The 24,531-nt window shown below is 64.6% G+C and carries 18 protein-coding genes and 1 pseudogene; 5 read left to right on the top strand and 14 right to left on the bottom strand.

All coding sequences use genetic code 11. The features are described from left to right. Positions 1-136 precede the first annotated feature (136 nt). Positions 137-337, top strand: a pseudogene (locus DBIPINDM_RS19410) (Atu4866 domain-containing protein); the annotation flags it as partial. 332 nt (positions 338-669) lie between these two features. On the opposite strand, the gene DBIPINDM_RS19405 reads toward DBIPINDM_RS19410, so the two are convergent. Both DBIPINDM_RS19405 and DBIPINDM_RS19400 read right to left on the bottom strand, forming a co-directional pair. Beyond that, complete coding sequence (locus tag DBIPINDM_RS19405) at positions 670-3,489, bottom strand: autotransporter outer membrane beta-barrel domain-containing protein (protein WP_263013272.1); 2,820 nt, start codon at positions 3,487-3,489, stop codon at positions 670-672. 309 nt (positions 3,490-3,798) lie between these two features. Further along, complete coding sequence (locus tag DBIPINDM_RS19400) at positions 3,799-3,972, bottom strand: hypothetical protein (RefSeq protein WP_258588742.1); 174 nt, start codon at positions 3,970-3,972, stop codon at positions 3,799-3,801. Positions 3,973-4,146: 174 nt separating this feature from the next. Here DBIPINDM_RS19400 and DBIPINDM_RS19395 point away from each other — a divergent pair, with 174 nt between their 5' ends. Then, on the top strand, positions 4,147-4,917 hold the full coding sequence (locus DBIPINDM_RS19395) for an SDR family oxidoreductase (protein ID WP_258588741.1): 771 nt from the start codon (positions 4,147-4,149) through the stop codon (positions 4,915-4,917). An 18-nt stretch (positions 4,918-4,935) separates the two neighbouring features. Here DBIPINDM_RS19395 and recQ read toward each other — a convergent pair whose 3' ends face one another. Continuing rightward, positions 4,936-6,771, bottom strand: a complete 1,836-nt coding sequence (recQ, locus tag DBIPINDM_RS19390) for a DNA helicase RecQ (protein ID WP_258588740.1) — start codon at positions 6,769-6,771, stop codon at positions 4,936-4,938. Positions 6,772-7,041: 270 nt separating this feature from the next. On the opposite strand from recQ, the gene DBIPINDM_RS19385 reads away from it, so the two are divergent. Beyond that, entirely contained in the window at positions 7,042-8,463 is a 1,422-nt protein-coding gene (locus tag DBIPINDM_RS19385; protein ID WP_258588739.1) for a coniferyl aldehyde dehydrogenase, read from the top strand. Between the two features lie 180 nt (positions 8,464-8,643). Here the strand turns inward: DBIPINDM_RS19385 and DBIPINDM_RS19380 are convergent, their stop codons facing one another. Together DBIPINDM_RS19380 and uxaC are read right to left on the bottom strand one after the other, a co-directional pair. Then, a complete protein-coding gene (locus DBIPINDM_RS19380; protein WP_258588738.1) occupies positions 8,644-8,979 on the bottom strand; it encodes a cupin domain-containing protein in 336 nt (111 codons plus the stop codon). Positions 8,980-9,001: 22 nt separating this feature from the next. Continuing rightward, positions 9,002-10,411, bottom strand: coding sequence for a glucuronate isomerase (uxaC, locus tag DBIPINDM_RS19375; protein WP_258588737.1), 1,410 nt, complete (start codon positions 10,409-10,411; stop codon positions 9,002-9,004). 138 nt (positions 10,412-10,549) lie between these two features. Here uxaC and DBIPINDM_RS19370 point away from each other — a divergent pair, with 138 nt between their 5' ends. Further along, positions 10,550-12,049 (top strand): mannitol dehydrogenase family protein, encoded by a 1,500-nt coding sequence (locus DBIPINDM_RS19370; protein WP_416361766.1) that lies wholly within the window; start codon positions 10,550-10,552, stop codon positions 12,047-12,049. Between the two features lie 52 nt (positions 12,050-12,101). Here DBIPINDM_RS19370 and DBIPINDM_RS19365 read toward each other — a convergent pair whose 3' ends face one another. The 8 genes from DBIPINDM_RS19365 to DBIPINDM_RS19330 form a co-directional block, all read right to left on the bottom strand. Further along, the gene (locus tag DBIPINDM_RS19365; protein WP_183447452.1) at positions 12,102-12,509 is read right to left on the bottom strand and encodes a F0F1 ATP synthase subunit epsilon; all 408 of its coding nucleotides are present in this window, start codon (positions 12,507-12,509) and stop codon (positions 12,102-12,104) included. 112 nt (positions 12,510-12,621) lie between these two features. Next, a complete protein-coding gene (atpD, locus tag DBIPINDM_RS19360) occupies positions 12,622-14,202 on the bottom strand; it encodes a F0F1 ATP synthase subunit beta (protein ID WP_258588735.1) in 1,581 nt (526 codons plus the stop codon). 70 nt (positions 14,203-14,272) lie between these two features. Further along, complete coding sequence (locus DBIPINDM_RS19355; RefSeq protein ID WP_258588734.1) at positions 14,273-15,157, bottom strand: F0F1 ATP synthase subunit gamma; 885 nt, start codon at positions 15,155-15,157, stop codon at positions 14,273-14,275. A 33-nt stretch (positions 15,158-15,190) separates the two neighbouring features. Continuing rightward, entirely contained in the window at positions 15,191-16,720 is a 1,530-nt protein-coding gene (gene atpA, locus DBIPINDM_RS19350; RefSeq protein ID WP_015315171.1) for a F0F1 ATP synthase subunit alpha, read from the bottom strand. After that, positions 16,720-17,280: a F0F1 ATP synthase subunit delta gene (locus DBIPINDM_RS19345; RefSeq protein WP_258588733.1), complete on the bottom strand. Its 561-nt coding sequence runs from the start codon at positions 17,278-17,280 to the stop codon at positions 16,720-16,722. The genes atpA and DBIPINDM_RS19345 overlap by 1 nt, the downstream gene beginning before the upstream one ends. A gap of 246 nt (positions 17,281-17,526) precedes the next feature. Then, a complete protein-coding gene (locus DBIPINDM_RS19340; protein ID WP_258588732.1) occupies positions 17,527-17,922 on the bottom strand; it encodes a DUF4345 family protein in 396 nt (131 codons plus the stop codon). A 94-nt stretch (positions 17,923-18,016) separates the two neighbouring features. Then, positions 18,017-18,712, bottom strand: coding sequence for an aspartate/glutamate racemase family protein (locus DBIPINDM_RS19335; protein ID WP_258588731.1), 696 nt, complete (start codon positions 18,710-18,712; stop codon positions 18,017-18,019). Between the two features lie 50 nt (positions 18,713-18,762). Next, a complete protein-coding gene (locus tag DBIPINDM_RS19330) occupies positions 18,763-20,946 on the bottom strand; it encodes a primosomal protein N' (RefSeq protein ID WP_258588730.1) in 2,184 nt (727 codons plus the stop codon). Between the two features lie 91 nt (positions 20,947-21,037). On the opposite strand from DBIPINDM_RS19330, the gene fsa reads away from it, so the two are divergent. Next, on the top strand, positions 21,038-21,694 hold the full coding sequence (gene fsa, locus DBIPINDM_RS19325; RefSeq protein ID WP_258588729.1) for a fructose-6-phosphate aldolase: 657 nt from the start codon (positions 21,038-21,040) through the stop codon (positions 21,692-21,694). An 88-nt stretch (positions 21,695-21,782) separates the two neighbouring features. On the opposite strand, the gene DBIPINDM_RS19320 is transcribed toward fsa, so the two are convergent. Beyond that, a complete protein-coding gene (locus DBIPINDM_RS19320) occupies positions 21,783-24,362 on the bottom strand; it encodes a DNA translocase FtsK (RefSeq protein ID WP_258588728.1) in 2,580 nt (859 codons plus the stop codon). Between the last annotated feature and the right edge of the window lie 169 nt (positions 24,363-24,531).

Genomic DNA, 24,531 nt, shown 5'->3' with positions numbered 1-24,531 from the left:
CGGCAACCGAGTTGTCACTTTACCGGTACTCTGGAGGCGGCAGAGGCACATAGCCTATCCAACATGCCCTGACGAAGCACGGGGCCCGGCAATCGAGCAAGGGGACCTATAATCAAGTCCTCGGACCACCTTCGGTAACGGCCACATATGCCACGAACTCCCGCCGAACGACCGCTATGTCGAGGCCCGGGGAATGGGCGAGAGGGCGTATCAGGGGCGCTATGCCGGCACGGGCAACCACATCGACTATTGGGACGACATCGGCTTCACGGCCGATGGCGAGTTCATCGACGATATGCTGCATCATGCCGGCATGATCTTATACAGGCGCGGATGAAGCATCGTTCCGGGGTCGTTGATCGGCTTCCTGTTTCCGATCACGGCAGCCTTCTTCGTGGCAATACCATCGGTGACGGGCTCAAACGGGGCGGCCTTCCTGTAACGGGCGAGCAGCTGCTTGTGGCTGCAGTGCAAGCATAGCAGCGGCTTCGGCATCGCGACCTGAACAAGGCACGATCAGCGGGGCTATTGCTGGCGTTGCCGCTGATCGCCTGGCGTTCGACGCCAGCAATGGTGCGCTCATGCCCGTGAGGCTTGGCTCAGCCAGCCCATTCCCCAAGCTCGATCCTGGGTGCGGACAACCCCTCTGCTACCAGCTGATCCCGATCGCTACCAGCTGATCCCGATCTTTGCCTTGCCTGCATAGCTCTGGACATTGCCCGAGAATTCACCCTGGAAGCCGAGCGACGCAAACAGGCCGGAGCTCGATGTGTATGTCGCGCTGGCATTGAGGAGAGCTGCGTTGGTGTCCGGCTCAGCCCCGTCGATGGTGAATGTCGCGCCCGGCAGATCCTGGAACGTCGCTGTCACCTTGCGGCCGGTGCTGCCGTTGATCGCCCAGGCGGCGCGGCCCGACAGCGTCAGCTTCGCGCCATCCTGCAAGAGGATGTCCTTGTCGAGGTTGAGGCCCAGTTCGAAGCGCGTCGCCGTGGTCGTCTGGGATCCGTAGCCGAGCGCAAAGACACCGGAACCGGCGCTGGTCTCGGCATAACCCGGCAGGTGATAGGCCGTGGCCTGGAAGGCGGCATAGGGGGTCAGCACCGCAACCGGCGTCGCGAACCGGTAGCCGCCTTCGACGCGTCCCGACCAGGTCTGCGCGTTGAAGGACGCCTCCAGCGTGTCGCCCGGCACCGCCCGGCTGGTGTTGGTGTCGTTGAACCCGTAGGCCAGCACGCCGCCGATATAGGCATCGCCAAAACCCTGCCGGCCGAACACGCCGACATTGAAAGTGTTGGCATGGCCGGAGCCGAGACCGTCCGACAGCGAGAAGCTGGACGAGCCGCCGCCCATCGCGACGCCGAGACGGCTGTCGCCCCAGTTCCGGACGATGCCGCCGGCGACGCCAAAAATGTCCGAATTCGTGTCGTGCGAGCCGACGCCGGCATCTCCGCCGATCTTCTGCGAACCGCCATAGACGGCGCCCCATGCCTGCCAGCGGCTGGCGAAGACAGACCCCACAAGGTCGGCATTGTGACTGGCCTTGATGCCGAGCGGGGCAAACTGGTCCTTGTCGCCGCCCGCCCCGTCTTCGGCATAAGCCGTCGCCGTGCCGCCACCAGCCGGTGCCGCCTCGCCCTGACCTGCCTGGGCATCGAGCGCGTTGATGAACTGGTCGGCGCTGTCGATGCCGGCATTGGCAGCACCGGCCGCGACCTCGCCCGACACCTGGGAAAGCCCGTTCGCGTCAAGCCCGGCAAACGCGCCGGGCAACGAGCCGGTCCGGTCGAAAAAATCGAGGAGTGCCGTATCGACGCTCTTCTGGTTCTCGTTGAGCCCGGTGCCAATGGTCGGCTCGGCAGTCGTCCGCAGATAAACGTCGTTCGCGGTGTAGTCATAGACGAGGCTGCTTGTAAGGCCCGGCAATGTCGGGGCGTCGATGCCCGCGAATGCAGTGCCGCCTAGTCCCCCGTCGGCATGGAGGATGGTATAGCTCTTGGCCACGAAAGTGCCCGGCAGGTAAATCACCGCCACCGTGCCGCCCGAGAGGTCGGCCGTGCCGGTAACGTTGGTGCGGTCGGCCGTAACAGGCGAAACCTCGACGCTGTATGTGGAGCCAGCGCCGAACGTCAGATCGCCCGCGACCGTGATGGTGCCGATCGAGTTACCCGGCGCCAGAACGCCGCCCACGATCGTTGTGTTGCCAACCGTGCCGGTACCCCCCAGCGTGCCGCCACTGTTGACCGTCGTCAGCACGGACGATGCAATCGACCCGTTCACCGACAGGACGCCACCATTCACCGTCGTCGCGCCGGTGTAGGTGTTGGCACCATCAAGAACGGTGCCGCCGCTGTTCTGGGTGACCGTGCCGTCGCCGCTTATGGCGGGTGAGAACGTGACGGCGTTCGATTGGTTGAAATTGATCGCGCCGTTATTGGTCAGGCTGGACAGGCCCGAAATCGTCCCGGCGACAGTCCCATTCGCAACCGCATTGCCGAGATTGAACGTGCCTGTGGCATTGACGGTAAAGCTGCCGCCGCTCTGGAAATTCAACGCACCCGCGAGGTTCAGCGTGCCTGCACCACCGGCGCCACTGGGTCCAAGATATGAACCGACGAGAACTCCCGGAACTCCGGTGCCACCCAGGATAATTGCGCCCCCACTACCGATGGCGATGGATGTGGTGGAGTCGACTGTAACGGCACCGCTGCCGCCCGCTCCGCCCCCGGCTACCGCAGTGTAAGATGAAGCGCCGCTGCCGCCCATCCCGCCGACCAGCAGCGTTTCGCCTACAGAAAGGCTGGCGCCGTCCTCCAGCAAAACCGTGCCGGCCCCACCAACCCCGCCGACACCGAAGGCGCCCGCGCCGCCGCCGCCGCCGCCAACCAGAATCGAGCGGTTCACGGTCAGCGAGACACCAAAGACGGTAAGGTCACCCGCGGATCCGTCACCGCCAACGTGGTCCCAGCTACCGCCGCCGCCGCCGCCCACGCCGACGAATTCGTAGCTTCCGCTGTTGGTCAGAATAAGCGAAGAGGGGCCACTCGCGCCGGCATCCGGCGTCTTGCCCGAGATGTCGTTGCCGTCACCATCGACCACTTTGCCGCCGCCGCCGCCGCCGCTGTTATTTGCACCACCGCCGCCACCCAAGAGACCGCCAAGGCCGCCGCCAGCACCGTCGGCTCCCGATCCATCCGGGTTGACGCCAGCAGCGCCACCGGGGTTGACGGTAGCAGGGCCCGCGCCGCCGGCAGGGTGCCCGCCGGTACCGCCTGCACCGCCAAACGCACCGCCGCCGCCGCCCGCGGCAGCCGTTGCGCCACCGCCTCCGACGCCGCTGATACCGCCGCCAGTGCCACCCGAAAATTGGTCCCCAACGCCGCCACCGCCACCGCCGATGCCACCGCCGCCGCCATTGCCCCAGCTGCTGGTGCCGCCGTCGCCGCCGCTGCCGACCAGCAGACTATCGGCTGCCGCTGGCAGTACGGCCAACAGGACGGCCGCCATGGCCGTTGTGGCAAGAAGAACGCTCGCACGGCCCGATCGACGAGCCGCGCCCGGAAATGTCACGCCAGACATGCCTTGCCCTCAAAAAAGACCCGTCGCGCGCCCTATCGGCACAACAACATCGGCCGGATGCGCCGACTGCAACGACCCAAGGCGTGTCTCATCATGATTATGAAGGCTTTGAACGAGAATCCGTGCGCCGTTTGCAGTAGAGAGGCCAGACATCTCGGAGAGCAAGAGCGGCATTCGCGCCGCGGGCTTTTCATCTTGGCTTGTTGCTTGCCGGCAACAGGATCACAGAAGTAACCGAGCAGACGATTCAAGTAGTGCATAAAAAAACGGCACAGTCTGCAAAAAATAGCGCCGTCGGGCTTCGGATTCATGCGCCGCGATCGCGCCCGGAAAAACCTCGCCCAACGCCTTGAGCCTGGCAATACAAGCGCCATTGACGTCGGGTGGCTCGGCCATGTCGGTCAGCGCGCGGCCGCAGACCAACACATAGACCAGTACTTCCAGACAAAACGCATTCGCCCGCGCATTAAGTTCATTTGACCGGCTTCGATTGAACGGTAGGCTTGAGAATAAGCCGCCGATTGCCGCATGGGATCGGTTCCCGTCCCATGCGTGCAGAGGCCGTCTGCTTTGAGCATTTTCGATCGATTTTCCCTGGAGGGGCGTGTGGCCCTGATCACCGGCGGCGGACGCGGCCTCGGTTTCGAGATTGCGCGCGCCTTCGCCGAAGCCGGAGCCCATGTCGTGGTGACCGGACGCACCGCCGCGACACTCGACCGCGCTGTCGCCGCCATTACCGGAAATGGCGGCAGTGCGCAGGCTGCGGTCTTCGACGTGGCCGACATCGGGGCGGGCCGCGCAATGATCGCCGAAATCAGCAAGACCCGCGGCCGGCTCGATATCCTTGTCAACAATGTCGGCGCCCGCGACAGGCGGCCGCTCGCCGCGTTCAACGACGACGACATCCTCGATCTGATCAGGACGGATCTTTTGTCGGCGATCTCGCTGTCACGCGATGCGGCGGAGATCATGAAGGCCCAGGGCCATGGCCGGCTGATCGCGGTGACCTCGATCGTCGGCGAGATGGCGCGGCCCGGCGACGCCATCTATCCCGCGGCCAAGCAGGGCCTGACCGGGCTGATGCGCAGCATCGCCGTCGAATATGGCGCCCACGGCGTGACCAGCAACGCCATCGCGCCGGGAATGTTTGCCACCGAGACCAATGCCGCGATGGCGGCAAACCCTGATTTGGTTGCCTTCGCCCGCCAGCGGGTTCCGCTGCAGCGCTGGGGGCGGCCCCAAGAGATCGCCGGCGCCGCGCTTTTCCTCGCCAGCGACGCGGCGTCTTTCGTCAACGGGCATGTCCTGACCGTCGATGGCGGCATGTCGATACAGATGTGACGATTGCGCGGACGGCCTTCAGGCCGAGCCGTTCGACCGGTGCGCGGCGATTGCGCTCAGAAAGACCTGGCCAAACTCCTTGAGCTTGGCAGCGCCCACACCGTTGACTTCGGCGAAGGCGTCGAGGTCGCGCGGGCGGCGTTCGGCCATGTCGATCAGCGTGCGATCGGAGAACACCACATAGGCCGGCACCTGGCGCTCCTTGGCGAGACGCAGCCGCAGGGATTTGAGTGTGGCCAGCAGCGAAGCATCGACGCCTTCGGCACCCGAACCCTCGGCCGCTCGCATCTTGCGCAAGGCGCGGCTGCGCATCTCGACACGGTAGTGGAACGGGATCTCGCCCCGGCCAAGCGCATGGCCCTTCTCCGCGATGGCGAGGCCGCCATGGCCGCTCGGATCCGGCTCCAGGAAACCGTTCGCGACGAGCTGCCGGATCAACGACAGCCAGAGATCCTTCTTGTGCGCCGCGCCGGTGCCGAAGCTCGCGAGCTTTTGGTGACCGCGGGCGAGGATCTTCTCGGTCTCATGGCCGAGCAGGATGTCGATGACATGGGCGGCACCGAAGCGCTCGCCGCTCTGCGCCACCGCCGCCAGGATGATGCGCGCCTCGGCAGCGCCATCCGCACGCGGCACCTGGTCGACGCAGTTGTCGCAATTGCCGCAAGGCTCGGCTTCCTCGCCGAAATAGCCAAGCAGCACCTGGCGCCGGCACTGCGCCGTTTCGCAGTAGCCGATCAGCGTATCGAGCCGGCGGTGCGCACGCCTCTTATGCTCCACCGCTGCATCCTCGTCATCGATGAACAGCCTGCGCATGCGGATGTCGCCAAGGCCGTAAAGCATGTGCGCCTCGGCATTGCGCCCGTCACGGCCAGCGCGGCCGATCTCCTGGTAATAGGCCTCCAGGCTGCCCGGCATATCGGTATGGAAGACATAGGCGACATCAGGCTTGTCGATGCCCATGCCGAAGGCGATGGTCGCCACCATGACGACACCGGAGAGCGTCATGAAAGCGTTTTGATTGGCCTCACGCGCCTCCTTGCTCATGCCGGCATGATAGGCGAGCGCGGTGACGCCGTTCTTCTCGAGGAAGGCCGCCATCTCCTCCGTCTTCTTGCGCGACAGGCAGTAGACGATGCCGCTCTTGCCTGGGTGGCGCTCGATGAAACGCAGCAATTGCCGCTTGCTGTCCTGCTTGGATTCGATGGCGAGCTTGATGTTGGGTCGGTCGAACCCCAGCACCAGCGTTTCGACCCGTTCGGCGAACAGCCGCGCCTCGATATCGCTGCGCGTGCTCTCATCCGCCGTCGCCGTCACCGCGATGATCGGCGCGTTGGGGAAGATGTGCCGCAACCGCGACAGGTCCTCATACTCAGGCCGGAACGCCGGTCCCCATTGCGAGATGCAATGTGCCTCGTCGATGGCGATCAGGCTGATTTCGAGCCTCGAGAGCGCCTCGAGCATGCGCTCGGTCATCAGCCGCTCCGGCGCCAGATAGAGCAGGCGCGTCTGGCCTGATGCCACGCGGCGCCAGGCAGCAACATTGGCCTCGCGGTCGAGCGAGGAATTGATCGTATCGGCAGCCACTCCGGCCAGCCGCAAGGCGGCGACCTGATCCTGCATCAGCGCCACCAGCGGCGAAACAACGAGGGTGAGCCCGCCCATAACCAGCGCCGGAACCTGGTAGCAGAGCGACTTGCCAGCACCTGTCGGCATGACGGCCAGCACATGGCGCCCGCCGAGCAGCGCGTCCATGACATCGGCCTGGCCGGGGCGGAAATCGTCGAAGCCGAACACGTCCTTCAGGACGCGCCGCTTGGGATCCTCGGCCCGAATGCTCGCTGCCTGCGCCGACATCAGACGGACACCGAACCGGAAGCGAATTTTCGGGAATTGGAGAGGATGTGGGAAGCGATCAAGAGACTCTCCGCGTGACGTCTTGGAGTAGCGCAGCCGTTCTCGGAACACAACCGGAACAGTCGTCCGCTGTTGACGGCAGGAATTTATTTGGCGGACTGATTGGCCGTGCCTGGCGAAGGCATACCTTCCCCAGCGACACCTGCACCCCCGCTGGATTCCTTCACGCGCTAGGATGTAAGCTTGGCCAGACGAGCCAGGGAGGGCACGATGCTGCAGGTGAGACAGGACGTCCTCGGCGAACGGTTCCAGCTGCAGCGCGCCGCCTTCGAGAAGCAACCCTTTCCCGACCTGAGCGTGCGGAAAGACCGCCTGAAGCGCCTGCTGGCGCTGACTGAACAGCATGAGGCGGAGATCTGCGCCGCGATCAACGCCGACTTTGGCAGCCGCTCGGCGCATGAGACGCGTCTTGCCGAGCTGTTTGTCGTGCGCGCCGGCATCCGCCACACGCTGTCCCATCTGAAAGGCTGGATGCGGGAGCGTCGTATCGCCACCACCTTGCCGTTCCTGCCGGGCCGAAATCGCCTGCTGCCGCAGCCGCTCGGTGTCGTCGGCATCGTATCGCCCTGGAATTACCCGTTCCAGCTCGCCGTCGCGCCGGTCACGGCAGCACTCGCCGCCGGCAACCGCGTGCTGGTCAAGCCGTCCGAACTGACGCCGGCTTTCTCGGAACTGCTCGCAAAACTCGCCGGCGAGCACTTCGCCCCGGATGAGCTCGGCGTCATCACCGGCGATGCCGAGATGGGCAAGGCCTTCGTGTCGATGCCGTTCGATCATCTGCTGTTCACCGGCTCGACGGCGGTCGGCCGCCAGGTCGCGCTCGCCGCTGCCGCCAATCTGACCCCGGTCACGCTCGAGCTCGGCGGCAAGTCGCCGGCGATCTTCGACCCCTCCTGCGATCTCGATGCGGCAACAGCCAGCATCGCCTACGGCAAGCTGCTCAATGCCGGGCAGACCTGTATCGCACCGGACTATCTGCTGGTGCCCAAGGGACAGGCCGGTTCGGTCGCCGCCAAGCTTGCAGCCGCGGTGGCGCGGCTCTACCCAACGCTGCGCGACAATCCCGATTATACCGCCATCATCAGCGACCGGCACTTTCAGCGCCTGCGCGCCATGATCGCGGAAGCCCGCGACGCCGGCGCCGAAATTGTCGAAATCAACCCGGCCGGCGAAGACCTCAGCGACACGAGCCGGAAGCTTTTGCCAACCCTGGTCAGCAATGCCGGCCCGGACCTGCGGCTGATGCGCGAAGAGATTTTCGGTCCGGTGCTGCCGATCGTCGAATATGCCACCGTCGACGACGCGATCGACCATGTGAACCGGGCGGACCGGCCACTGGCGCTGTACTGGTTCGGCAACGACGGCGGCAATCGCCAGCGCATCCTGCGCGAGACCGTCGCCGGCGGCGTCACCATCAACGACTGCATGCTGCATCTGGTGCAGGAGAACCAACCCTTCGGCGGTGTCGGTGCCAGCGGTATGGGCGCCTATCACGGCGAATGGGGGTTCCGCACCTTCAGCAAGGAGAAGCCGGTTTTCCTGCAGTCGCGCTTGAGCGCCGGCGCTCTGCTGCGCCCACCCTATGGCAAGACGTTCGAGCGGCTTTTCGGCTTGCTTCACCGGATCACCTGATCAAGCGCCATGACCTCCGCGCATTAAGTTTATGTTCACTATGATCCGGCAGGCTTTCGATCCTGCGGTGATGTCTCGAGTACCGCGGCGCGACAAGCGCCCAGGCAACCGCCCGCGCCTTCTCTGAGGGCGCGGGTTTTCATTTTCGGAAATGGTCGCAAAATCGGCCGCGGCTCGCCCTCAGGCAAGAAAATCGGCCCGGTGCGGCGTAAAACTGTCGACCAGCCGCCCCGCTTCCAGTGCCTTGACGCCGTGCACCAGACCGGACGGCACGATAAAGCTGCCGCCGGCCTCGAGGATCTCAGTCCGCCCGTTGGTCACCTCGAAACGGCCTTCGGCAACGTAGCTTGACTGGACATGCGGGTGCGAATGCAGGGCACCGACGCCGCCCTTGTCAAAGCCGAATTCGACCAGCATCAGCTCATCGGTGGAGAGGAGAACGCGGCGGCGGTTGCCGTCTGGCGTCGGCGTCCACGCGGCCTCGCCGGCATGCGCGAAGATCTTCGTCATCGTCATCTCCTCATCGCGGACGCATGCGTCAGAGCCGGTAGGCTTTCTTCGCCAGCGTATAGGCCAATTCCCCTGCCAGCTCATGCGCCTCGTCCTCGCGCAGCCGGTGTTCGGCGACGAGGCGCGCGAGGAAGGCGCAGTCGACGCGGCGCGCCACGTCGTGGCGGGCCGGGATCGAGGGAAAGGCGCGCGTGTCGTCGTTGAAGCCGACAGTGTTGTAGAAGCCGGCCGTCTCCGTCGTCATCTCGCGGAACCTGCGCATGCCTTCCGGACTGTCGTGGAACCACCAGGCGGGGCCGAGCTTCAGCGCCGGATAAACGCCGGCCAGCGGCGCCAGTTCGCGCGCATAGCTGGTTTCGTCGAGCGTGAAGAGGATGACGGTCAGGTCACGCTCCAGCCCGACGCAGTCGAGCAGCGGCTTCAGCGCCGTCACATAGTCGGTCCGCGTCGGGATATCGAAGCCCTTGTCGCGACCAAACTTTCGGAAAACGTCAGGCGAATGGTTGCGCCACGAGCCGGGATGGATCTGCAGCACCAGCCCGTCATCCCGGCTCATCTTGGCCATTTCGGTGAGCATCTGGGCGCGGAACAGTTTGCGCTCGCGCTCATCTTCCGAACCGCGGCGGATGCGGTTGAACAGTTCCTGCGCCGCCGCATCAGAGAGATTGGCGGTCTCGGCCGTCGGATGGCCGTGGTCGGACGAAGTCGCGCCAAAACTCTTGAAGAAGGCGCGGCGCTGGCGATGCGCGTCGAGATAGCCGGCCCAGTTGCCAGTGTCGCAGCCGGTGATCTCGCCGAGCCGGTCGAGATTGGCCAAAAAACCTTCGAAATCGGGATCGACAACCGCGTCTGGACGATAGGCGGTGACAACGCGGCCCTCCCAGCCGCTGTCGCGGATCATCTTATGCCATTTGAGATCGTCGAGCGCGCCTTCGGTCGTGGCGATGACCTCGATGTTGAACCGCTCGAACAAGGCGCGGGGGCGGAAATTCTCCCACTGCAGCACCGTCGCGATCGTGTCGTAATGGCGGTCGGCTGTCGTGGCATTCAGCGGCTCTTCGATGCCGAACAGATGCGCCAGCACATGGTCGAACCACAGCCGGGTCGGTGCGCCGCGAAACAGGTAATAGTGCTCGGCAAAGCGCCGCCAGATCGTCCTGCCGTCGGTCTCTATCGGCGCGCCGTCAAGGGTCGCCACGCCGAGATCTTCCAGCCGCACGCCCTGGCTGAACAGCATGCGGAAAATGTAGTGGTCGGGCACGATCAGCAGTTGCGCCGGATCCGGGAACGGCTCGTTCAGCGCATACCAGCGCGGATCGGTGTGGCCATGCGGGCTGACGATGGGCAGGTTCTTGACGCCGGCGTAGAGGTCGCGGGCAAGCGAGCGCGAATGCGCTTCGGACGGAAACAGCAGGTCCGGATCGGTCAGCGCGACCATGGGAAAGCGGCTCCTCCAGTCTGGATACCGGTACGTTCGGGCCAAGGCGAAGTCAATGTGTGCTGGCAAAGCGGCATCCTTGCGGCAGGCGCAAACAGGTGTTACGCCGCCTGTCATTCACCGCCCCTCAGCCCCGGTATGACGATGACCAGAAGCCATCTGTCCGACGCCACGCTACAACAGTTGCCTGCCGGGGCCAAAATCCCTGCATATGATCGCGGCAGGGTTGCATCAGGCATTGTTCATCTCGGTGTCGGCGCCTTCCATCGCGCGCATCAGGCTGCCTATGTCGATGACTGCCTGGCTGCAGGCGAGATGGAGTGGGGCATCATCGGCGTCTCCTTGCGCAGCCCCGATACGCGCGACGCGCTGGCGCCGCAGGGCGGGCTTTACACGCTGGCGGTCCGCAGCAGCGGCGAGGAGGAGCTGCGCGTCATCGGCTCGATTCAGTCGCTGCTTGTGGCGCCGGAAGACCCCAACGCGGTGCTGGCCGCACTGACCGATCCGCGCACCCGGATCGTCACGCTGACCATCACGGAGAAGGCCTATCTCAGGGCCGCGGGCGGCGGACTGGACGCCACCCATCCCGACATCGTCCACGATCTGGCAAATCCGCGGCTGCCGAAGACCGCGCATGGCTTTCTCGCCGAGGCGCTTGCCCGGAGACTGGCCGCCGGCACCCCGCCCTTCACCGTGCTCTGCTGTGACAACCTGCCGGCCAATGGCGCCACACTGCATCGGCTGCTGACCGAATTCGCCGCGTTGCGCGATGCCGAGCGCGGCTCAACGGGCGATACCGCCATCGCCGGCCACATCGCAAACCAGGTCGCCTTTCCGTCGAGCATGGTCGACCGCATCGTGCCGGCGACCACCGATGCCGACCGGGCGCGGATCGCCGGTGAGCTTGGCGTCGAGGATGCCTGGCCCGTGATGACCGAGCCCTTCCGCCAATGGGTGGTCGAAGACAATTTTCCGGGGGGCCGGCCGGCCTGGGAAAGATTCGGCGTCACCATGGTCGGCGATGTCGGCCCGTTCGAGGACATGAAGCTCAGGCTGCTCAACGGCGCGCATTCGGCCATCGCCTATCTCGGCCTGCTCAGCGGCCACGCCACCGTCGACCGCTCCTTTGCCGATCCGGCGATCCGGCAATTCGTCGATGCGCTATGGGGAGAGGCCATATCGACATTGCCGGACGATGCCGGACTCGATACATCAACCTACACAGCCGAGCTTGCCGAGCGTTTTTCAAACACCGCGCTCGCCCACCGCACCGCGCAGATCGCCAATGATGGCAGCCAGAAACTGCCGCAGCGCATCATTGCATCCGCCATCGAATGCCTCGAAGCCGGTACTGAGATGGTCCATCTCACGCTGGTGGTTGCCGCCTGGATCGCCGCCTGCGCCGCGCGCGGAAAAACCTTGCCCGAAGGCCATTTCACCGATCCGCTCGATGCAGCGTTGACGGCGCTTCTGAGCCAGCAGCTACCAGCGAATGAGACCGTGGCAGCGGTGTTCGACCTTGCCGGCTTCGCCAGGGATCATGCCGAGCGTCAGACACTGATCGAACTCGTGGCCGTGCATCTCGTCCACCTGCGACGGGATGGCCCAGTTCTGGCCTTCGCCGCGCTTGGCATCTAAACAAAAAAGCGAGGCAATGCCCCGCTTTTTGATCGGTGATTTGACGTGAACTTCAGGCTGGCAGGATGGCGCCTTCCAGCGTCGTGAGCTGGCTAAGGAACTGTTCCGCCTTGCTGCGGGCCTGGTCGTCCTTGGCGTCGGCGGCATCTTCCCTGGCTTCCTGGATGCGGCGCGCGAGATCGGCACGGTCGACATCCTTCACCGCCACAGCCGATTCCGCCAGCAGCGTGCAGCCGGCCGGAACGATGTCGGCGAAGCCGCCGAACACGACATAACGTTCCTCGCCACCGGAGGCGGTCTTCACCGTGACGACACCAGGCTTGATCGTGGTCATGACCGGCGCGTGATGCGCCATCACGGTCATCTCGCCTTCGGCGCCCGGAATGACGACGGATTCGACCTGCTCGGAAACCAGCAGCCGCTCCGGCGAGACCAGTTCGAATTTGAAAGCTTCAGCCATGTCAATTTAGTGAGTAGGGAATAGTGAGTAGGGAAGTAGGGAGAAAGGGCAATTGCCCCGGTCACCCAGCTGCCATTCACTACTGACTACTGACTACTCCCTATTCCCTAGATTAAGCCGCTTCAGCCGCCAGGCGCTGTGCCTTCTCGACCGCTTCCTCGATACCGCCGACCATGTAGAAGGCGGCTTCCGGCAGGTGATCGTAGTCGCCGTTGCAGAGGCCCTTGAAGCCCTTGATGGTGTCGGCGAGGTCGACCAGCTTGCCTGGCGCGCCGGTGAACACTTCAGCGACGAAGAAGGGCTGCGACAGGAAGCGCTCGATCTTGCGGGCGCGGGCGACCGTCTGCTTGTCCTCTTCCGACAGCTCGTCCATGCCCAGGATGGCGATGATGTCCTGCAGCGACTTGTAGCGCTGGAGGATCGACTGCACCTGGCGCGCGACGCCATAGTGCTCGTCGCCGACGACCAGCGGGTCGAGCATGCGCGAGGTCGAATCCAGCGGATCGACAGCCGGGTAGATGCCCTTTTCGGCGATGGCGCGGTTCAGCGTCGTGGTCGCGTCAAGGTGAGCGAACGAGGTTGCCGGCGCCGGGTCGGTCAAGTCGTCGGCCGGCACGTAAATGGCCTGCACCGAGGTGATCGAGCCCTTGGTGGTGGTGGTGATGCGTTCCTGCAGCGCGCCCATGTCGGTGGCGAGCGTCGGCTGATAGCCGACGGCCGACGGGATACGGCCAAGCAGAGCCGACACTTCCGAACCCGCCTGCGTGAAGCGGAAGATGTTGTCGACGAAGAACAGCACGTCCTGGCCCTGGTCGCGGAAATATTCAGCAACGGTCAATCCGGTCAGGCCGACGCGGGCGCGCGCGCCCGGCGGCTCGTTCATCTGGCCATAGACGAGCGCGGCCTTGGAGCCTTCGCCGCCGCCCTTCTTGTTGACGCCGGATTCGATGAACTCGTGGTAGAGATCGTTGCCCTCGCGGGTGCGCTCGCCGACGCCGGCGAACACCGAATAGCCGCCATGCGCCTTGGCGATGTTGTTGATCAGTTCCTGGATCAGCACGGTCTTGCCGACGCCGGCGCCGCCGAACAGGCCGATCTTGCCGCCCTTGGCGTAAGGTGCCAGCAGGTCGAGCACCTTGATGCCGGTGATCAGGATCTGAGCTTCCGTCGACTGCTCGACATAGGTCGGAGCCGGCTGGTGGATGGAGCGCATCTCGATCGCGTCGACCGGGCCTTCTTCGTCGACCGGCTCGCCGATGACGTTGATGATGCGGCCAAGCATGCCCGGGCCGACCGGAACGGTGATCGGCGCGCCGGTGTCGCGCACTTCCTGGCCGCGCACCAGACCTTCGGTGGAGTCCATGGCGATGCAGCGCACGGTGTTTTCACCGAGATGCTGGGCAACTTCGAGCACCAGGCGGTTGCCGACATTGGTCGTCTCGAGCGCGTTCAGGATCGCCGGCAGGTGATCGCCGAACTGCACGTCGACGACGGCGCCGATGACCTGGCGGACCTTGCCGACAACGCCAGTTGCCTTGGTGGCAACAGCCGAAGTCTTGGCTGCCGCGGCCTTGGCCGGCGCTGCCGCCGTCTTTGCCGGAGCTGCCTTCGCGGCTGCTGCCGGAGCCTTTGCCGCCTTCGCGGGCGCTGCTGCCTTGGGGGCCGCCGTCTTGGGGGTCGCTGCTTTCGCCATCGTCTTTACCCTTTTTCGTCCTTTGTTTCTCACGCGGTCCGATCGCGGGTCGATGACCCGCGGACCGCGCCTAGAGCGCTTCGGCGCCCGAAATGATTTCGATCAGTTCCTTGGTGATCTGCGCCTGCCGCTGGCGGTTATAGGTGATCGACAGCTTGTTGATCATCTCGCCGGCGTTGCGCGTCGCATTGTCCATGGCGCTCATCTTGGCGCCCATTTCACCGGCCGCGTTTTCGAGCAGCGCCCGGAAAACCTGCACGGAGATGTTGCGCGGGATGAGGTCGGAGAGGATCTCGCCCGGCTCCGGTTCGTACTCGTAGACGGCATTGCCGCCATCCACCACTGCTGCCGGAGCCGAAGCGACGCCGGCCGGGATGATCTGCTGCGCGGTCGGGATCTGGCTGATCACCGACTTGAACTGCGAATAGAACAGCGTGCAGATGTCGAAACCGCTCTCGTTGAAGAGGTGGATGACCTTCTTGGCGATCGCGTCGGCATTGACGAAGCCGAGCGTCTTGACCTCACGCAGGTCGACACGGTCGATGATCATCGATGCGTAGTCGCGCCGCAGGATGTCGAAACCCTTCTTGCCGACGCAGATGATCTTCACCTGCTTGCCGTCGGCCAGAAGCCGGCGGATGTGGTCGCGGGCCAGACGGGCGATCTGCGAATTGAAGCCGCCGCACAGGCCGCGCTCGGCGGTGCAGACGACGAGCAGATGCACGGCATCCTTGCCGGTGCCGGTCATCAGCGCCGGGGCATCGCCGCCGCCGCCGATCGCCTGGGTGATGTTGGCCAGCACGGACCCCATGCGCTCCGAATAGGGGCGCGCCGCTTCCGCGGCCTCTTGCGCACGGCGCAGCTTCGCCGCGGCGACCATCTGCATCGCCTTGGTGATCTTCTGCGTCGCCTTGACCGAGGCGATACGGTTACGAAGGTCTTTTAATGAAGGCATGCTTCAAACCTGATCCCGTCTTGTCGCTTTTGCTCAGGCGAAGGTCTTGGCGAATGCGTCGATCTCGGCCTTCAGCTTGGCGCGCAGATCGTCCGACAGCGCCTTTTCCTTGCGGATGGCGTCGAGAACGTCCTTGCCGGCCGCACGCATGTGGCTGAGCAGGCCGTGCTCGAACTTGCCGACCTGGTTGACCGGCAGCTTGTCGAGATAGCCGTTGACGCCGGCGAAGATCACCGCGACCTGCTCTTCCGTCTTCAGCGGCGAGAACTGCGGCTGCTTCAGGAGTTCGGTCAGGCGCGATCCGCGGTTGAGCAGGCGCTGCGTGGCGGCGTCGAGATCGGAGCCGAACTGCGCGAAGGCCGCCATTTCGCGGTACTGCGCGAGCTCGCCCTTGATCGAGCCGGCAACCTGCTTCATCGCCTTGATCTGCGCGGCCGAGCCGACGCGGCTGACCGACAGGCCGACGTTGACGGCCGGACGGATGCCCTGGAAGAACAGGTTGGTTTCGAGGAAGATCTGGCCATCGGTGATCGAGATCACGTTGGTCGGGATGTAGGCCGACACGTCGTTGGCCTGCGTTTCGATGATCGGCAGAGCGGTCAGCGATCCGCCGCCCAGATCGTCGTTGAGCTTGGCGGCGCGCTCGAGCAGGCGCGAGTGCAGATAGAAGACGTCGCCCGGATAGGCTTCGCGGCCCGGCGGGCGGCGCAGCAACAGCGACATCTGACGATAGGCGACGGCCTGCTTCGACAGATCGTCGTAGCTGATCAGCGCATGCATGCCGTTGTCGCGGAAATATTCACCCATGGTGCAGCCGGCGAATGGCGCCAGGAACTGCATCGGCGCCGGATCGGAAGCGGTGGCGGCGATGATGATCGAGTATTCGAGCGCGCCGCGCTCTTCCAGAACCTTGACGAACTGCGCGACGGTCGAGCGCTTCTGGCCGACGGCGACGTAGACGCAGTAGAGCTTTTCCTTCTCGGGACCGTTGTCGTGCACCGACTTCTGGTTGAGCATCGTGTCGAGGATGATGGCGGTCTTGCCGGTCTGGCGATCGCCGATGACCAGCTCGCGCTGGCCGCGGCCGACCGGGATCAGCGCATCGATGGCCTTGAGGCCGGTCGACATCGGCTCGTTCACCGACTTGCGTGGGATGATGCCGGGTGCCTTGACGTCGACACGCTTGCGTTCGGTCGCCTTGATCGGGCCCTTGCCGTCGATCGGGTTGCCGAGCGCGTCGACGACGCGACCGAGCAGGCCCGGACCGACCGGAACGTCGACGATGGCGCCGGTACGCTTGACGATGTCGCCTTCCTTGATGTCGCGGTCGGCGCCGAAGATGACGACGCCGACATTGTCGGCTTCGAGGTTCAGCGCCATGCCGCGGATGCCGCCGGGGAATTCGACCATCTCGCCGGCCTGGACATTGTCGAGGCCGTAGACACGGGCAATACCGTCACCGACGGACAGCACCTGTCCAACTTCGGAGACCTCAGCCTCCTTGCCGAAATTCTTGATCTGGTCTTTCAGAATTGCGGAAATTTCCGCGGCGCGGATGTCCATCAGCCGACCTCTTTCAGTGCAAGCTTGAGCGAATTGAGTTTGGTTTTGAGCGACGTATCGATCTGGCGCGAGCCCATCTTGACCACCAGCCCGCCGAGCAGCGACGGATCGACGGTGACGGAGATGGCCACGTCCTTGCCGGCAACGCTTTTCAGCGCGGCCTTGAGTTCTGTTTGCTGGGCCGCCGTCAGCTCATGAGCCGACGTGACATCAGCAGTGGTCTCGCCACGAGCTTCGGCAGCAATCTGACGGAACGCCTTGATCATGCCGGGAATGGCGAACAGCCGCCGGTTCTGGGCGACGACGCGCAGGAAATTCCCGGCGAGGCCGGCGATCCCAGCCTTGTCGGCGATCGCAGCGATAGCCTTGGCCTGGTCCTCGCTGGAGAACACCGGGCTGTTGATCAGGCGGGTCAGGTCAGCGCTGCCTTCGAGCATGGCTTCGAAACTGTTGAGGTCGGCCTCGACCTTGGCGACCGAATTTGCCTGCCGTGCGAGTTCGAACAGCGAACCCGCATAGCGTTCTGCAACACCTGAGATTGGCGATGACGATTGAGCCACGGACCGTCTTTTCTCTTGTCTGACAGGCCGCAGATTGTTGGCGCGAGCAAAAACTCTGGCTAAATCTTTGACCTTACTGCATTTTTCCAAGCACGGAGGCGCGGCTTCCGCTATCCCCGGCCGAAAGTCGATTGCCGTCTAGCACAGGCATTTTAAGACCGCAATGCGTCGTTCCGCATGGTTTTCAGGCACTATTGTCGCATCCGGCAAAAGAGTGCCGTCTTGCGCGCCCGAATAGCTAAGGATTCAGGGCACAAAGCCGAAGGCAAAGGCGAGCGGCAACGCCGCCAGGGCCAATTCCACCACAATGGAAACCCAATTGAAAGGTGTGTTGGCGCCATCCGACATCATCGACAGCAGCCGGCCGAAGGCGGTGAACAGCCAGGAGAAGCCGAGCGCCATGTAAACCAGCGGCTGCGCCAGGAGGATGCAGCACAGACCGACGCCGAGATAAAACCCCGACATCCTGCCCCGCCCCTCGGCGATCGCCGCCGCTTTCTCAGGCTTGGCCTGCAGGCGCAGGATGCGGAAGGCGAGGCCAGGTGCCAGGAAAAACAGCAGGCCAAGCAGCACGGTGACGACGGCGCTCGACCAGGCCAGCCATTCGCCCTGGCTCGTCGGCCACGGAAGCGCAAAATCCATCTTGTCCCCTCGAAATGCCTGTTTTGAAATCGCGGGCATTCTAGCGGAGGAAAACCGCCGCGCCAGATGGCTCCGGCACTTTAGGAACAGCGCATCAACCGAGCGCGAATTCCACCGCCGCATCGGCGTGGATGCGCGTCGTGTCGAAGACCGGAATATCGAAATCGCGCTGTCCGATCAGCATGGTGATCTCGGTGCAGCCCATAATGATACTGTCGGCAGCCTCTTCCCGGCGCAGGCGTTCGGCCTCTTCTATATAAGCCGCCTTCGAAGCGTCGGTGACGATGCCCTGGCACAGCTCGTCATAGATGACGCGATGCACCATGTCGCGCCCGGCCGCATCGGGCACCACTGGCGAGAGGCCGTATTTGTCGGCGAGCCGGCCCTTGTAGAAATCCTGCTCCATGGTGAAGCGCGTCGCCAGCAATGCCGGGCGCTGCATGCCGGCGCGCTTGATCACTGCCGCGGTGGCGTCGGCGATATGGATCAGCGGGATGGAGACGGACGTCTGCACCTGGTCGGCAAGTTTGTGCATGGTGTTGGTGCACAAAAGCAGGCCTTGCGCGCCACCTGCCTCGAGCTTGCGCGCTGCTTCGACGAGAAGCACGCCGGCGCCGTCCCAGTCGCCGTGATGCTGCCGCTCGGCGATCTCGGCGAAGTCGAACGACCAGAGCAGCAATTTCGCCGAATGCAGCCCGCCGAGGCGCTCGCGCACGATCTCGTTCAACAGCCGATAATAGATGGCGGTCGATTCCCAGCTCATGCCGCCCAGAAGGCCAAGGGTTTTCATGTGATCGTCCGTTTCTCGCTGGCCTGCATCGTATCGCCGGTATCGCGCCCTTACAAAAAGCTCTGCGGATCGATGTCGACCTGCACCCTGACCGAGCCGCGCTGCTTCGGCCCGTTGGCCAACATGGCACGGATAAAACCTTGCATGTCGGCGCGCCGTTCGCCCTGGATCAGCAAGCGGAAGCGATGGCGGCCGCCGAGCAGGGAAAGCGGCGCCTCGGCCGGCCCTAGTACAAACAGGTCGCTGGCTTCGGGCGCGGCGCGGCGCAGGCCGCGCGCATGGCCTTCTGCTTCGGCCCGCGTCACCGCGCTGACAATGACGCCGGCCAGCCGGCCGAACGGCGGCAAGGCCGCCCGTTCACGCTCGGCGATCTCACGCTCGTAAAAAGCCTCGGCATCGCCGGAGACGATCGCCCGCATCACCGGATGGTCAGGCTGAAAAGTCTGCAGCAGACCAAGGCTCTTCTTGCCGGTGCGGCCGGCGCGGCCGGTCACCTGGCTGAGCAATTGGAAGGTGCGCTCGGCAGCGCGCGGATCGCCATTGGCAAGGCCGAGATCGGCATCGACGACGCCGACCAGCGTCATGTTGGGAAAGTTATGCCCCTTGGCGACGAGTTGCGTGCCGATGACGATGTCGGCCTCCCCATCGGCGATCGCCTCCAGTTCCAGCCGTAGTCGCCGCACGCCGCCCATCAGGTCGGACGACAAAACGATGGTGCGCGCATCGGGAAAATGCGAGACGACCTCCTCGGCGATGCGCTCGACGCCCGGCCCGCAAGCGACCAGATGATCGAGCGTGCCGCATTCCGGGCAGGCTTCGGGGCGGCGCTCATTGTGCCCGCAATGATGGCAGACCAGCTGCCCGCGAAAACGGTGCTCGACCAGCCAGGCCGAGCAGACCGGGCAGCCGAAACGGTGGCCGCAGACCCGGCACAGCGTCAGCGGCGCATAGCCGCGCCGGTTGAGGAACAGGAGCGACTGCTCCTTCCTTTCCAGCGTTTTGCGCATATGGTCGATCAACACCGGCGACAGGAAGCCGCCCCGCGCCGGCGGCGCGCGCCGCATGTCGATCGACTTCAGCTGCGGAAGTGCGGCCTCGGCGAAGCGGGCGGAGAGAATGGCTCTGTTGTATTTGCCTTGGCTCGCATTGACCCGGCTCTCGACCGATGGTGTCGCCGACGCCAGCACCACCGGAAAGCCACCAATATGGCCGCGCACCACGGCCATGTCGCGCGCATTGTAGAAGACACGGTCTTCCTGCTTGTAGGCGGGGTCGTGCTCCTCATCGACGACGATCAGGCCAAGCTCCTTGAACGGCAGGAACAGCGCCGAGCGGGCGCCGGCAACGACGCGCACGCCGCCTTCCGCCACTTGCCGCCAGACTTTTTCGCGCATCCTGGGCGGCAGATCGGAATGCCATTCGCCCGGCTTGGCGCCGAAGCGCTGCTGGAAACGTTCGAGAAAAGCGTGGGTCAGCGCGATTTCCGGCAGCAGGATCAGCACCTGCTTTCCCTGGTCGAGCGCGGCCGCCACCGCCTCGAAATAAACCTCCGTCTTGCCCGACCCGGTGACGCCGTCGAGCAGCGCGACATTGAACACGCCGGCCGCGACATTGGCGCGCAGCATCAGCGCCGCGTCGCTCTGGTCCGGCATCAGTTCCGGTATGGCGTAGCTGGAGTCAGGCGCGGCCACCACCGGGCGCGGCGGGATCATCACCGTCTCGAACACGCCCTGCGCCTTCAGCCCCTCGATCACCGTCGACGACACACCGGCGGCATGCGCCAAGCCAGATCGTGTCCAGGCCAGCCCGCCTTCGGCCGTCTCCAGCACGCGGGCCCGCGCATCCGTCATCCGGTCGGGAACGAGGAGCGTTCGCTGCAGCCCCTCGATCCACGGTTCCGGGTCAAAGGCCTCCGGCGCTCTGAGCAGCATGCGCGCCACCATGCCCGGCGCCGACAGCGTGTATTGCGCCACCCAGTCGACGAAACGGCGCATGGCGCGGTCGATCGGCGGGCAGTCGAAGACCTGTTCGATCGGGCGCAGCTTTTTCGCGTCGATATTCTCGACCGTGCCGTCCCAGACGATGCCGGCGACCTGGCGGGGCCCAAGCGGCACGCGCACGATCGACCCCGGCACAACGCGCATGCCGGCCGGCACGGCATAAGTGTAGGGGCGTTCGGCAGGCATCGGCACCAGCACCGGTGCGGCTGCGACAAAGGGCGAATCTTCGATCATGAGGCGTGACCTTGCCCCGACTTTGGTCTAGATCAAAGAGCAACGCTGAACGTGCCTTCCCAAGCACGACGAACTCGTCAGGAGACCCGCCATGAAATTTTTTGTCGACACCGCCGACATCAAGGATATCCGTGAGCTGAACGATCTGGGGCTGCTCGACGGCGTCACCACCAATCCGTCGCTGATCCTTAAATCCGGCGGCAAGATCGCCGACGTCACCAAGCAGATCTGCGACATCGTCGCCGGCCCGGTCTCGGCCGAAGTCGTGGCGACCGAGTACAAGGACATGATGGCGGAGGCCGAGGTGCTGGCCAAGATCGCGCCCAATGTCTGCATCAAGGTGCCGCTGACGCTGGACGGGTTGAAGGCCTGCAAGACGATCCGCACCCAGATGAACCGCATGGTCAACGTCACGCTGTGCTTCTCGGCCAACCAGGCGCTGCTCGCCGCCAAGGCCGGCGCTTCGTTCATCTCGCCCTTCGTCGGCCGCATCGACGACACCGGCTCGGACGGCATGGAGCTGATCCAGGAAATCCGGCAGATCTACGACAATTACGATTTCCCGACCGAGATCCTGACCGCATCGGTGCGCACGGTGAACCACGTCAAGCAGGCGGCCCTCATCGGCGCCGACGTCATCACGGCGCCGCCGGCAACGCTGAAGGCGCTGGTCAAGCACCCGCTGACCGACAAGGGCCTGGAACAGTTCCTCGCCGATTGGGCCAAGACCGGCCAGAAGATCGGCTGAGGCCGCCCTGCTTCTATGAGAAAAGGCCGGGCGACCGGCCTTTTTTATTACGTGTCGGAAAAGGCCCGATCGCCGTAAGGGCTGACGATCAATCCGTGCTCTCATCGTCTGGCGCGGCTGCCTGCGGGCGCCGGCCCATGATGATCTCGCGCTTGCCGACATGGTTGGGCGCGCCGACCAGCCCTTCCTTCTCCATGCGTTCGACCAGGGAAGCGGCGCGGTTGTAGCCAATGCCTAGGCGGCGCTGGATGTAGGACGTCGAACACTTCTTGTCGCGCACCACCACCTTGACCGCTTCGTCATAGCTGGAATCGCTGTCCTCGGCCGCGACCGATCCCTTGTCGAAGACCGCGCCCTGGTCGTCTTCGACCTCTTCCTCGTCCTCGTCGGCTGTCACGGTTTCCAGGTATTCCGGACGGCCCTGCGCCTTCAGATGCGCCACGACATGCTCCACCTCCGCATCCGACACGAAGGGGCCGTGCACGCGCGAAATGCGTCCGCCACCCATCATGTGCAGCATGTCGCCCTGGCCAAGCAGCTGTTCGGCGCCCTGCTCGCCCAGGATGGTGCGGCTGTCGATCTTGGAAGTGACCTGGAAGGAGATGCGGGTCGGGAAGTTGGCCTTGATCGTACCGGTGATGACATCGACCGAAGGGCGCTGCGTCGCCATGATCAGGTGGATGCCGGCCGCGCGCGCCATCTGCGCCAGGCGCTGGATGGCGCCTTCGATCTCCTTGCCGGCGACCATCATCAGGTCGGCCATCTCGTCGACGATGACGACGATATAGGGCATCGGCGCAAGATCGATTTCCTGCTGCTCGAACAGCGGCTCGCCAGTGCCCTTTTCGAAACCGGCCTGCACCGTCATGACCACCGCCTCGCCCTTGTCGCGGGCTTGGGCGGCGCGCTCATTGTAGCCGTCGATGTTGCGCACGCCGAGCCGCGCCATCTTGCGATAGCGGTCCTCCATCTCGCGCACCGCCCATTTGAGCGCGGTGACCGCTTTCTTGGGATCGGTAACGACGGGGGTCAGAAGATGCGGGATGCCGTCATAGACGGAGAGCTCGAGCATCTTGGGATCGACCATGATCAGCCGGCACTCTTCCGGCTTCAGCCGGTAGAGCAGCGACAGGATCATCGTGTTGATGGCGACCGACTTGCCGGAGCCGGTGGTGCCTGCGACGAGCAGATGCGGCATCTTCGCCAGTTCGGCGATGACAGGCTCGCCGCCGATCGTCTTGCCGAGGCAAAGCGCCAGCTTGCAGCTGGTCTTGCGAAAACCCTGCGATTCGATCAGCTCACGGAAATAGACGGTCTCGCGGGTCTCGTTCGGAAGCTCGATGCCGATGACGTTGCGGCCGGGCACGACGGCAACGCGCGCCGAGATCGCCGACATGGAGCGGGCGATGTCGTCGGCAAGGCCGATGACGCGAGAGGATTTGACGCCCGGCGCCGGCTCGAACTCATAGAGCGTGACGACCGGACCCGGGCGGACGTGGATGATCTCGCCGCGCACGCCGAAATCCTCGAGCACGCTTTCCAGGAGATCGGCATTCTGCTCGAGCCGCTCCTGCGACATGTAGAAGCCCTGCCCTTCCGGCGGCTGCTGCAGCAGCTCTTCCGAGGGAAGTTCATACGCCTCGCCTGTCGTGGCCGGCACGATCTTGCCGACCAGAGGCAGTGGCGAAGACACGCGCATGGCCGGAACCTGCGCGGTCTCCTCCGCGCCTTGCCCGATCTGGGCCGGAGCGGCATTGCCCACAGCGGCAGGGACTGCAACCCGCGCCTGGGCCCGTTGCGGTGCGCTGCTCGCCGCCGGCTGAACCACGGCTTCGTTCGAGTTGGCCGGCCGGACTTCCGGCAGAGCCGACGGAGCCTGCTGGCCTGGAAGGCAGTCGATCACACGGAACAATGCGGTGGGATCGGCCGTAGGCGCGGCGCGGACATCGACCCTCCCGGTGGCAACCGGCGCGACGGCGCGCGGAGCCGCGACGGCCCGCGGCGCCGGCGATGGAGCTTCGATCATGTAGGGCGCCATGAGTTCGAAGAAGACGTGATCCGACAGATAGGGCCAGCGCACAGTGTCGCGGCCTGGTGTTTTGACCGGCGCCGCCATTGCCTTGGCAGACGCTGCCGGTGTGGATGCGCGTGCTGTCACTGCTGTCCTCGGACCCGCCGGCGCAACAGCCCGCGCCGTTTCGCTGGCATGCCTTGGCGGAACCGATGCCGAGGCCGGCGATCTTTCATGCGTCACGGCTTTGTTGCCGGCGGGCGGCAGCGCGGTGTGCGAAGCGGCGCTCCGGCTTTTCATCGCCGCCGACAATGACGAGGACGAGACTCCAGACGACGTCGCAGCCGCGGCAGGCTGTGCGACTGCTTGCCGCGCCGGCGGCGCCGGCGGTTCGCCTTGCTCGGGGGTGATCTGGCGCGGATGGCGCGTGCTGGCTTCATAGTCCGGCGTGCGCGTAAACCGCACATTGGGCGCCAGGAAGAAATAGTCCTGCCAGGCCGGGCTTTCGTTGCCACCGAGATCGACGGATGGCGGGGAATTGCCGGGCCTGGCCGCGCCGGCCCGCTGGCCATCCGCCTTGTTGTTCAAACGCTCACCCTCGGGATTATCGGGCGAAACTGTCAATGAATTGACCCGAGGAAAACGCTTGGATTCCATTCTCAAGACTCACGCTGAACCGTCAGTTGAGCAATAGGGAGCGAGTGGTTAACAGTTGCTTCCCGTCAGCGCCGTTGGAGCGACCGAAATGTATCTTTCGCAGCGATGTGTGGGATCCGGATTCGAGCAGCTGATCGTCATTCGGCGATCACCCGCACATCCAATGCGT

Origin of the sequence: Mesorhizobium sp. AR02 (genome assembly GCF_024746835.1) — a bacterium.
In the GTDB taxonomy this organism is placed as follows: domain Bacteria; phylum Pseudomonadota; class Alphaproteobacteria; order Rhizobiales; family Rhizobiaceae; genus Mesorhizobium.
Note: the sequence above shows the minus strand (reverse complement) of the source record. Positions and strands in the feature narration are given on the sequence as shown.